The sequence below is a fragment of the Mycolicibacterium parafortuitum genome, assembly GCF_002086815.1.
In the GTDB taxonomy this organism is placed as follows: Bacteria; Actinomycetota; Actinomycetes; order Mycobacteriales; family Mycobacteriaceae; genus Mycobacterium; species Mycobacterium parafortuitum.
Window position 1 is genome coordinate 71,017 of the sequence record NZ_MVID01000031.1, and the last position, 10,535, is coordinate 81,551.

Annotated in this window: 11 protein-coding genes; 5 read left to right on the forward strand and 6 right to left on the reverse strand. The window is 68.7% G+C overall.

The genetic code is table 11. The annotated features are described in order from the left end of the window. Positions 1 to 275: 275 nt before the first annotated feature. Positions 276 to 2,033 (forward strand): AMP-binding protein, encoded by a 1,758-nt coding sequence (locus tag BST38_RS24995; protein ID WP_083146187.1) that lies wholly within the window; start codon positions 276 to 278, stop codon positions 2,031 to 2,033. Positions 2,034 to 2,048: 15 nt separating this feature from the next. On the opposite strand, the gene BST38_RS25000 is transcribed toward BST38_RS24995, so the two are convergent. The 3 genes from BST38_RS25000 to BST38_RS25010 all read right to left on the reverse strand — a co-directional run bounded on the left by BST38_RS25000 (position 2,049) and on the right by BST38_RS25010 (position 3,987). After that, complete coding sequence (locus BST38_RS25000; RefSeq protein WP_083146188.1) at positions 2,049 to 2,474, reverse strand: lipoprotein LpqH; 426 nt, start codon at positions 2,472 to 2,474, stop codon at positions 2,049 to 2,051. An 11-nt stretch (positions 2,475 to 2,485) separates the two neighbouring features. Then, positions 2,486 to 3,124 (reverse strand): peroxidase-related enzyme, encoded by a 639-nt coding sequence (locus tag BST38_RS25005; RefSeq protein ID WP_083146189.1) that lies wholly within the window; start codon positions 3,122 to 3,124, stop codon positions 2,486 to 2,488. 71 nt (positions 3,125 to 3,195) lie between these two features. Beyond that, positions 3,196 to 3,987 carry a helix-turn-helix transcriptional regulator gene (locus BST38_RS25010; RefSeq protein ID WP_083146190.1) on the reverse strand — a complete coding sequence of 264 codons (792 nt, stop codon included), beginning with the start codon at positions 3,985 to 3,987 and terminating at the stop codon, positions 3,196 to 3,198. 118 nt (positions 3,988 to 4,105) lie between these two features. Here BST38_RS25010 and BST38_RS25015 point away from each other — a divergent pair, with 118 nt between their 5' ends. Beyond that, entirely contained in the window at positions 4,106 to 4,432 is a 327-nt protein-coding gene (locus tag BST38_RS25015; RefSeq protein WP_083146191.1) for a hypothetical protein, read from the forward strand. A gap of 34 nt (positions 4,433 to 4,466) precedes the next feature. Here BST38_RS25015 and BST38_RS25020 read toward each other — a convergent pair whose 3' ends face one another. Then, entirely contained in the window at positions 4,467 to 5,720 is a 1,254-nt protein-coding gene (locus tag BST38_RS25020) for a cytochrome P450 (RefSeq protein ID WP_083146192.1), read from the reverse strand. A gap of 156 nt (positions 5,721 to 5,876) precedes the next feature. Between BST38_RS25020 and BST38_RS29475 the strand changes: the two genes are divergently transcribed. Next, complete coding sequence (locus tag BST38_RS29475; protein WP_165761655.1) at positions 5,877 to 6,542, forward strand: hypothetical protein; 666 nt, start codon at positions 5,877 to 5,879, stop codon at positions 6,540 to 6,542. Here BST38_RS29475 and BST38_RS25030 read toward each other — a convergent pair. Next, the gene (locus BST38_RS25030; RefSeq protein ID WP_083146194.1) at positions 6,539 to 8,788 is read right to left on the reverse strand and encodes a molybdopterin-dependent oxidoreductase; all 2,250 of its coding nucleotides are present in this window, start codon (positions 8,786 to 8,788) and stop codon (positions 6,539 to 6,541) included. The two genes, BST38_RS29475 and BST38_RS25030, sit on opposite strands and share 4 nt — an antisense overlap. Beyond that, positions 8,785 to 9,369: a TetR/AcrR family transcriptional regulator gene (locus BST38_RS25035; RefSeq protein WP_083146195.1), complete on the reverse strand. Its 585-nt coding sequence runs from the start codon at positions 9,367 to 9,369 to the stop codon at positions 8,785 to 8,787. The genes BST38_RS25030 and BST38_RS25035 overlap by 4 nt, the downstream gene beginning before the upstream one ends. 29 nt (positions 9,370 to 9,398) lie before the next feature. On the opposite strand from BST38_RS25035, the gene BST38_RS25040 reads away from it, so the two are divergent. Beyond that, a complete protein-coding gene (locus BST38_RS25040) occupies positions 9,399 to 9,872 on the forward strand; it encodes a helix-turn-helix transcriptional regulator (RefSeq protein WP_083146196.1) in 474 nt (157 codons plus the stop codon). Positions 9,873 to 9,900: 28 nt separating this feature from the next. After that, on the forward strand, positions 9,901 to 10,311 hold the full coding sequence (locus BST38_RS25045; RefSeq protein ID WP_083146197.1) for a VOC family protein: 411 nt from the start codon (positions 9,901 to 9,903) through the stop codon (positions 10,309 to 10,311). The last annotated feature ends 224 nt before the right edge of the window (positions 10,312 to 10,535 follow it).

The following is a 10,535-nucleotide window of genomic DNA, read 5'->3' on the forward strand; positions in this document are numbered from 1 at the left end:
CGATTTGCCCGTTCCTGCATCGCGTCGAATGTAGCCATTTCGTCTCCTCACAAGAGCGACTGCGGCGTTTCGCTGTCGATCGCTGCTCTGGGCCCCCCGACCCAGAGCAGGGATCAATTGACGCAGACGTAGGTTACACGCTCTCTTCGGCGTTGATCAGTCGCTCGGCGGTTGTCGTGACCCGGACCCGAGATTCAGCAAGCTTGCCGGAATCGGCGTCAGCCAACTTCTGTTTTCGAAGATGCAGCATTGACGCCTACGGTAATTTGCTTCGCGTGACAGAGGTCGTTGAGACATCCATCCCGGCGCTACTGCGTGAGCGGGCCAGCCTGCAACCCGACGACACGGCGTACACGTTCGTCGACTACGAGCGGGATCCGGCAGGCGTCGCCGAGAGCCTGACCTGGCCGCAGTTGTACCGCCGGGTGTCGAACGTGGCGCGCGAACTGCGTTCGTGTGCCGCGCCCGGCGACCGGGCGGTGATCTCTGCGCCCCAGAGCCTGGACTACATCGTCGGCTTCCTCGGCGCGCTGGAGGCAGGGCTGATCGCGGTCCCGCTGTCGGTGCCGCAGGGCGGGGTCGCCGATGAGCGCGTCGACTCGGTGTTGCGCGATGCGGCGCCCGCGGCGGTCCTGACCACCTCGTCGGTCGTCGGCGACGTGGCCGCGCACGTGACCGCGGGGCCGGGGGAGTCCGCACCGGCGGTGCTGGAAGTCGATCGCCTCGACCTCGACGCGCCCGGCGCCGGGTCGTTCGGCGGATTCGACGACGACGAGGACTTCCAGAGCACCGCGTATCTGCAGTACACCTCGGGCTCGACCCGCAGCCCGGCCGGGGTGATGATCTCGTACAAGAACCTGCTGACCAATGTTCAGCAGATCACCACCGACTACGCCGTCGACCACGGCGGTGTCGCGCCACCGGACATGACGGTGGTGTCGTGGCTGCCCTTCTACCACGATCTCGGCCTGATCATGGGGATCTGCACCCCGGTCTACGGCGGCTACCGCACCGTGCTGACCAGCCCGATCGCGTTCCTGGAGCGTCCGGCGCGCTGGATGCAGCTACTGGCGAGCAACCCTCAGGCGTTCTCCTCGGCGCCCAACTTCGCCTTCGAGCTGGCGGCACGCAAGACCTCGGACGCCGACATGGACGGGCTCGACCTGGGTGACGTGTTCATCATCCAGAGCGGGGCCGAGCGGGTGAACCCGACGACCATCAAGAGGTTCACCGACCGGTTCGCCGCGTTTAATCTCGACGAGCGGGTGATCCAGCCTTCCTACGGCCTGGCCGAGGCCACGCTCTATGTCGCGACCGTGCGACCCGGCCTCCCCCCGAACGTCGTGAACTTCGAGCCCGAGGAGCTCACCGAGGGCGTGGCGAAGCGGTCGCCGAACGGCGGCGGGACGCCGTTGGTCGGCTATGACACCCCGCTGTCGCCGCTGTCGCCGACGGTGCGCATCGTCGATCCGGACACCAGGACCGAGGTGGCCGACGGTACGACCGGCGAGGTCTGGGTGCACGGCGACAACGTCGGTGTGGGCTACTGGCACAAACCCGAGGACAGCGAGCGGGTCTTCCGGGCATCCCTTGCCGCGCCGTCACCGGGCACCCCCGAGGGGCCGTGGCTGCGGACCGGTGACCTGGGTTTCGTCTCCGAGGGCCAACTGTTCATCGTGGGCCGGATCAAGGACCTGTTGATCGTCTACGGGCGCAACCACGCGCCCGATGACATCGAGGCGACGATCTCTGAGATCACCAAGGGCCGGTGCGCGGCGATCGCGGTTCCGCGTGACGGCGTCGAGGAACTGGTCGCGATCGTCGAGTTCAGGAAGCGCGGCGATTCCGACGAGCAGTTCGCCGTCGCGACCCGCGAGATCACCTCGGCGATCTCACACGCGCACGGTCTGGCGGTCGGCGACCTGGTGCTGGTCGCGCCGGGTTCCATCCCGGTCACCACGAGCGGCAAGATCCGTAGGCAGTCGTGCGGACAGCTGTACCGGCAGAACGGATTCACCCGGCTGGACGGCTGAGCCGGCCGGCGTCGGTCAGCAGTCGGCCTGGATGCGGAACTTCGCCGCCACCTCGCCACTGGGCTTGTCGTCGAAGGACCCGTCCGCGGTCCCGGTGATGGTGAAGGAGCCGTCGGCTCCGGTGACCTCGGCGTTGCCGACGTTGTCGGCCCAGTAGGAACCGGTGAAGCCGCCGAACCCGCGGAATTCGACGGCCTTGGCCGTCACGCCGCCGCCGGTGGCCAGTATCGCGGTGAAACCGTGCTCCTTCTCCGGTGTTTCGATGTACCACGACCACCCGGTTTGGCGGCAACGCACCGCATGGGCGCCGCCGGTGTCGTTGCCGTCGATCGACACGGTTGCGGTGGTGCCGCCGAGGGCGGGCTCCGGGGTCGAACAACCGGCAGCGCCGAGGACGACGGCGCTGCCGGCGGCGGCCGCCACGAGATGTCGGGTCTTCATGGCGCCCGACTTTAAACGCTGCGGCGCTCGTGTTCGGCCGGAATGCCGGTGTATTCCGGATTGGGTGGCACCGACAGCGCGATCCCGATGCGGTTGGTGGCGCCGATGAAGGCGGCGATCGAGATGCCTTCGAGGATCTCGTGATCGTCCAGACCGAGTGTGCGTAGGTGTTCGAAGTCGGTGTCCCGCAGGGACTGCGGATCGTTGTTGACAGCGACCGCGAGGTCGGCCAGCGCACGCTCCCGCTCGGTCAGCTCGGCGACCTGGTGGTGGTCGATCGCGACCCGCTGGCCGAACGACCAGTCGCCGGCGACCTTGCCGAGCTTGTTGGCGTGGTTGGTGTGGCAGTAGGCGCAGCGGTTCTCGCCGGACACGACGGTGGCGATCACCTCGCGTTCGCGGGCGCTGAGCCCGCCGCGGCCGTCGGTGCCCAGCAGTGGCAGCAGGTAGCCGTTGAGTCGTTCCAGGTCGGATTCGTTGAGCGACAGTGCGCGGAACCAGTTGGAGGTCAATCCCTCTTCGCGCAGCTGGCGGTTGAAGAAGCCGCGGACCCCGGGGGATCTCAGCTCGTCGAGTTCGGGGACGGCCAGGCGGGAGATCCGGGGCGGGGTCAGGGGCGGGGCGGGGCGGATGTCGGCTGTTGCGGTCATGGGCACACGGTCGCGCACCGCAGGGCGCCGGCCAAGAGTTCTGTACGCCGCGATGCGAATTCCTCGCGGCGTCACCGGAGGGCGGCGGCGGTGGCGTCGTCGGCGGGCAGAAACGCCTCGATGCTGAGCTCGGCCGCGGTCAGGTCGAGAGCGGTTCCGAACGTCGTGACCATGCTGAGGAAACGCAACGTCCGTCCGTCGGCGGTGTCGAGCACCAGCGGCACCGCGATCCCGCCCAGATCCTGGGAGTGTTCGAATCCGCCGGGATAGGACTCCAGCTCGGCGAGCAGTTCGGTCAGCTCGGCGCGGCTGTCGGTGGCGACCTCGCGGCGCATCCGCGCGATCAGGTGTGTCCGCCATTGCGCCAGGTTCGCGATCCGGGGAGCCAACCCGTCCGGATGTAGTGCGATACGCAGCGCGTTGGGGCGCTGCAGCAGGTGCGGTGCGACCCCGTCGAGGAGCACCCCGGCCCCATCGTTGACCTGTCGGATCCACCAGCCGCGGTCGACGACCACGCACGGGAACGGGTCGTAGGCGTCCAGCACCCGCTGCACACCGGCCCGTACCGCGGCCATGTCGGGCGCATCGAGCGGACGCTCGGCGTAGGCCGGTGCCAGCCCCGCGGCGACCAACATCCGGTTCTGTTCCCGCTGCGGTACGTCGAGTGCGTCGGCGAGCCGTAACACCATGGCGCGACTGGGTTTTGACCGTCCGGTCTCGATGAAACTGACGTGCCGCGTCGATACGTCAGCCAGCAGCGCGAGGTCCAGCTGGCTGCGCCGTCGACGCTGCCGCCAACTGCGCAGCAGGGCGCCGAAGCCCTCGGTCGGTGTCTCGTGGACCGTGTGCTCGACCGATGTCACCAGCCCAGTGTGGCCAACATTGCGCTGTCAGGCCATTACCCGAGAGGTAATTGCGGCGGCTACCCGCAACCCGGACGCTGGGAGCCAGGGACCCGGGGGCATCGAGAGAGGAATCCGGATGGCACCGAAATCGGACGGGGTCGCGGGCGGGGCGTCGGTGCTCGAGGCGATCCCGAAGTGGTTGCGGCTCGTGCTGATCTGCGACCGGGCCGGGTCGTCGTGGTACGTCGGTACCGGGTTCTTCTTCGCGCCGGTGCTGATCCTGGTGTCGCCCTGGCCGGCCCTGACCGCCGCACTGTGGGTGTTCATCGCGCTGGCCGGACTGTGGCTCGGGCTGCTCGGAGTCGCGATGGCCACGGGCCTGGCGATCGTGCTGCGCACCGGCGCCGAGATCCCCGAGGACTACTGGCGCAGCATCATCGACTATCCGCGAGTCACGAGCTGAGCAGCTGCTGTCGCGGCGCCGAGGCTGCGACCGGTCAGTGCGCGACCGGGCATCCCCGCCCGGTGTAATCGACCTGCCAGTGCTTGATGCCGTTGAGCCAGCCGGAGCGCAGCCGGTCGGGTGTGCCGATCGCGCTGAGGTCGGGGATGTGGTCGGCGATCGCGTTGAACATCAGGTCGATCGTCATCCGCGCTAGGTTCGCCCCGATGCAGTAGTGCGCTCCGGTACCGCCGAAGCCGACGTGCGGGTTCGGGTCGCGCAGGATGTCGAAGCGGTTCGGGTCTTCGAAGACGTCCTCGTCGAAATTCGCCGACCGGTAGGACATCACCACCCGCTGGCCCTTCTTGATCTGCACGCCGGACAATTCGTAATCGGTCAGCGCCGTGCGCTGGAACGACGTCACCGGGGTCGCCCACCGCACGATCTCGTCGACCGCGGTGACCGGCCGTTGCTGCTTGTAGAGCTCCCACTGGTCCGGGTGTTCGGTGAACGCGATCATGCCGTGGGTGATCGAGTTGCGGGTGGTCTCGTTCCCGGCCACCGCGAGCAGCACCATGAAGAAGCCGAATTCGTCATCGGAGAGCTTGTGCCCGTCGACGTCGGCTTCGAGGAGTTTGGTGACGATGTCCTCACCGGGGTTGTCCGCCCGCTCGGCGGCCAGCTGCATCGCGTACATGATGAGTTCGGTTGCGGCGTTGCGATTGTCATAGTGCGCGTACTCGGGATCGTCGTCGCTGACCATCTGGTTGGACCAGTCGAAGAGCTTTCTGCGGTCCTCGATCGGCACACCGAGCAGTCCGGCGATCGCCTGCAGCGGGAGTTCGCACGACACCTGCTCGACGAAGTCGCCCGCCCCCTCGGCGGCGGCGTCCTTGGCGATCGCCTGGGCGCGGGCGTTGAGGTCGTCGCGCAGTCGCTCGACCGCGCGGGGGGTGAAGCCACGGGAGATGATCTTGCGTAGGTGGGTGTGCCGGGGGGCGTCCATGTTCAACAGGACGAGGCTCCCGGTCTCGATCTGCTCGCCGGTCGAACCCTCCGGGTAGCGGGGGAGCGCGGTCTTGAGCTCGCTGGAGAAGACGTCGCTGCGCTTGGAGATCTCCTTGACGTCGTGGTGGCGGGTGACCAGCCAGAAGCCCCCGTCGCCGAATCCCCCGACAGCCCCGGGCTGTTCGTTCCACCAGATCGGCGCACTGCGCCGCAGCTCGGCGAGTTCTTCCACGGGGAGTCGCTCACGGTTGAGGTCGGGGTCGGTGAAGTCGAAACCGGGGGGCAGGGTAGGAGTCGCCATACGTTCGCTCCTCATGGTCAAGTGGCCGTACAGCATTGCTACCACCGCTGCGCGCCCTGCGAGGGAGGTTCGGGGAACGTCGAGGCGCCGTTGTAACGAAAACCGGGCGGGATCTGATGCATCCTGTGACAAGAGACCGGTCCTGGAGGGTGCATCGTGAAGTTCGGATTCCGCGCAAGCACTGTTTCGATGATCGGGGCCGCCGCGTTCGCGGCGTTGACCGCCGCCGCGCCGTCGGCGCTGGCCGATCCGGCGGTGCCGCCGGTGCCACAACCCGTGCCGGGCCCCTCGGCGGCGGCGCCCGCCGCCGTCGCTGCCCCCGCCGTGCCCGAGCCGGCGCCGTCGGCCCCGCTCGCCGCGGCCGCCGGTGACCCCGCCGCGGTCCCGCTGGGGGTCGCCCCCGCGGCTCCCGCCGCCGGGATCGCTCTCGCGGCTCCCGCCGCCGGGATCGCTCTCGCGGCTCCCGCCGCCGGGATCGCTCTCGCGGCTCCCGCCGCCGGGATCGCTCTCGCGGCTCCCGCCGCCGGGATCGCTCTCGCGGCTCCCGCCGCCGGGATCGCTCTCGCGGCTCCCGCCGCCGAAGGCGTCCCGCATCTCGCGAGTCCGGACAACCTCCCGCCCGGCACCACCGGCGCTCCCGTCGCGACGCCGGGCAGACTCGGCTACCTGCGCGAGCTGTGGCATGCCATGCGCACCCAGGAGGTCAGCGGCGGCGACGCGCTGCTGCTGTTCACGCAGCGGCCGCTCACCTCGGGTCCGCAGGAGGCCAGAACTCCCGTGCCGGCCGCCGAGGCGGCCACGGCGCCGGCCACCGCGCCCTAGGGCCGAGCCCCAGCCATTTTCTCGATGCGAGCCGGCACGTGCTTGTGCCACGGCGTTCCGGCGTACGCGTCGCGCCAGCTACTCGCCGTCAGCGAGTTCGGCGCCACCCCCGGACGCTGCGCGGAGCCGTCGGCGTCGACGAAGTCGAGCCCGTACCCGTTCGGCAATGACACGTGCCCCGGCAGCATCGCGGCACTGACCTCGACCGTCGCCTCGGCGGTGCCTGCGGCGGTCGTGATCCGCACGCGGTCCCCATCGGCGAGTTCGAGTTCCCCGGCGTCCTCGACGCTGATGCGTAGGGCCCCGTCGGTGTCGCGTTTGCGCCATCCGGGATCGCGGATGATGTCGTTGGCGGTGAATGCCCGCCGCTCGCCCGCCGACAACACGATCGGGAACTCGGCATCGGTGAGCCGGGTCGGTGCGTCCATGAGTCCGCGGAGTTCGGTGAGCATCTCGGGGATCTCGACCGCGATCTTGTGGTCCGGCCGGCCGATCAGCGCGAAATCGTCGTCGTACTCGTGCACGGTGAACGTGACCCCGGAGCGACCCTCCAGGATCGCGGTGAACAATGCGTTGCCGTCGGCATGTCCGGCGCGGCGCACCGCGTCGGGATATGCCATCGCGGTCTTCTGTGCGAGTCCCCACAGCGCCGCGGCGCCCGACAACCCGTGGGGGAGCGCGGCCCCGAGCGTTTCGTAGAGCACGAACGGCAGCACCTTGTTCAGGTTGGGGTTGGCGGTGACCGCGGCCAGGAACGCGTTGGTGAACGCGGGCAGACCCTGGCCCGCCGCGGCGCGCAACGGTGCCAGCTCGGACTCGTCGACCACCCCCAGCGCGCGCGTCAGCCTCGCCCAGATCTCGGGTTCGGGCAGGGTGCCGGGCAGCGGTTCCATCAGCGGATGGCGCAGGTGAAAGGTGTTGTGCGGGAACTCCAGATTGAAGAACGTCGCCTCGGCCTTCTCGAACTGACTCGCCGCGGGCAGCACGTAGTGCGCCAGCCGGGCGGTCTCGGTCATCGCGACGTCGATGACCACCAGCAGCTCCAGTGACGTCAGTGCCCTGGCGACGGTGCCGGAGTCCGCGATCGAGTGCGCGGGATTGCTGCTCTCGACGACCATCGCGCGGAACCGGGCGGGATGGTCGGTGAGGATCTCCTCGCCCACGACGTTGGCCGGTATCAGCCCGCCGATGATCGGGGCGCCGGTCACCGGGGTACGACCGACCCCGCCGGTGCGGAACAGCGGGGCGAACGACGAATGCAGGTGTTGTCCGCCGCGTTTGGCGAAATTGCCGGTCAGGATCCACAGCATCTTGTTCAGGTACGAACACAGCGTGCTGTTCGGGGACTGCTGCACGCCGAGATCCTCGAACACCGCGACACTCTCGGCGGCCGCGATTCGGCGGACCGCGGTGCGCAACTGGAGCTCGTCGACACCGCAGCGGCGCGCGTACTCACCGACGGGGACCTCGGCGAGGGCTGCCCGCACGGCGTCGACCCCCGTCACGTGTTCGGCGAGAAACGTTTCGTTGCAGAGGTTTTCCTGCACGAGTACGGCGGCCATCGCCGCCAGGCACCATGCGTCGGTCCCGGGCTGCACCCGCAGGTGGAAGTCGGCCATCTTCGCGGTGTCGGTGACGACGGGGTCGATCACGATCATGGACCGCTGAGGATCCTTGGCGATCTCGTTGAGCACGACCCGCGCCCGCGGGATGCTCTGCGACATCCACGGGTTCTTGCCGACGAACACCGACACCTCGGCGTGCGCGAACTCACCGCGGGTGTGGCCGCCGTAGAACTGCGCATCAACCCAGTGCTCGCCGGTCTTCTCCTGGGCCAGCGCGTTCGATCGGTGATGGGATCCGAGGGCTTTGAGGAAGGCGCCGCTGTAGGCGCCGCCGAGATGGTTGCCCTGGCCGCCCCCGCCGTAGTAGAGGATCTTGTCCCCGCCGTGCGCGGCCGCGATCGCCTGGAACCCCGCGGCGATCTCGGTCACGGCGGTGTCCCAGTCGATCGGCTCATACGTCCCGTCGGGACGGCGGCGCATCGGGGAGGTAAGCCGGTTGCGGTTGTTCTGGTAGTGGTCGAGCTGCAGGGCCTTGTTGCACGTGTAACCCTGCGACGCGGGATGGAGCTTGTCGCCGCGGATCCGCGCGAGTCTGCGGTCCTCGACCTGAACGATGATGCCGCAGTTGCATTCACACAGGATGCAGGCGGTGGGCTGCCATTCCGGCCTCTGCTCGGTCATCGAGATCCCTTGCGGGTCTTGGCGTCGATCACCGAGCGAAGCTGGTCCTGCACCCGATCCAGTGGTGTCACGTCGCGGGAGGCCCGGGCGACGACGATCGCCCCCTCGAACGAGGACAGCACGAGGGTCGCCAGCGCGGCCGCGTCCGGCTCGGCGACCCCGTCGCCGGCCAGCCGCCGCGCGATGATCTGCTGCCAGCGCTCGAACGCGGCCGCGGCGCGCTCGATCAACGGCCTCGCCTGCTCGGGCTTGTCCGGGTCCCCGGCTTCGACCGCGACCGCGACCACGGGGCAGCCCGCCCGGAACTCGGTGCGCTGCAACTCGTCCCGGTAGAAGTCGAAGAGCTCGTCGAGGACCTCGACGGCGGACGTCGCGCGCTCGAGTCGGTCGGCCATGAACTGGGCCGCATAGTCGACGGCCTCGCACAGCAGCTGCGTGCGCCCCCCGGGGAAGTAGTGATACGCCGATCCGCGAGGCGCTCCGCTGTGGGCGAGCACATCGGCGATCGCCGTCGGGTGTGCGCCGCGCTCGCGGATCAGCAGGGCAGCGGACACCACCATTCGCTCACGGGGACTCACCATCGACGTATCCCTTCGTCGCGCGACTATGTATGGAACTCTACATAACGCACGCGCCCTCGTGGCCCTTCTACACTTTCTCTGTGCCCAATCCGCCGACGGAGCAGCGCCTGCGCGACCTTCGCCTCCTGTGCCGGGTGCGGGACCGGATCGACCGGGAGTTCGCCCAGCCGCTGGATGTGGCCGCGCTGGCCCGTGACGTCCACATGTCGACCGGGCACCTGTCACGGCAGTTCAAGGCCGCCTACGGTGAATCGCCGTACAGCTACCTGATGACCCGCCGGATCGAGCGCGCGATGGCACTGCTGCGCCGCGGCGACCAGTCCGTCACCGAGGTGTGTTTCGCCGTCGGCTGTTCGTCGTTGGGCACGTTCAGCACCCGGTTCACCGAGTTGGTCGGGGTCCCGCCGAGCGTGTACCGCAGGCAGGCCGGCGATGCGGCCGCCGGCATACCGTCGTGCGTGGCCAAGCAGATCACCAGACCGATCAGGAATCGAGAAGCCTGACCGTGTAAGCGCAATTAGCGTGACGGGCATGGACATCACGATCAACACGAGCTTCCTGCCGCACGCCGATCCCGAGGAATCCCTGGCCTTCTACCGCGATTCGCTGGGCTTCGAGGTGCGCAAGGACGTCGGCTACCGGGACATGCGCTGGATCACGGTCGGGCCGGCCGGGCACCCCGAGATGAACATCGTGCTGACCCCGCCCGCCGCCGATCCCGGCGTCACCGACGACGAGCGCCGGGTCATCACCGAGATGATGGCCAAAGGAACCTACGGCGGAATCATGTTCGCCACCGACGATCTCGATGCGTTGTTCGATCAGCTGCAGCGCAGCGGCGCCGACGTGATGCAGGAGCCGACCGACCAGCCGTGGGGGGCACGCGACTGTGCCTTCCGTGACCCCGCGGGCAACACCAGCCGGATCCAGGAGATCGCCTGAGTGGCCGATCGGGCAGACAGCCACGACCTGATCCGACGCCGGCGCGAATTCTCATTCGCCGTCGCGGCGCTGAGCGGCGGTCGCGACGACGGACGAGCGTGCGGTTGACGATGTCGGCGTGGAGATCTCCGCTGCGCGGCGACCTCCACGCCGAAATCAGGCCGACGGCCTAGGAGCCTGCTGAATTAGTGGGTTTCTGGTGTGGCGTCAGGCCGATGATCATG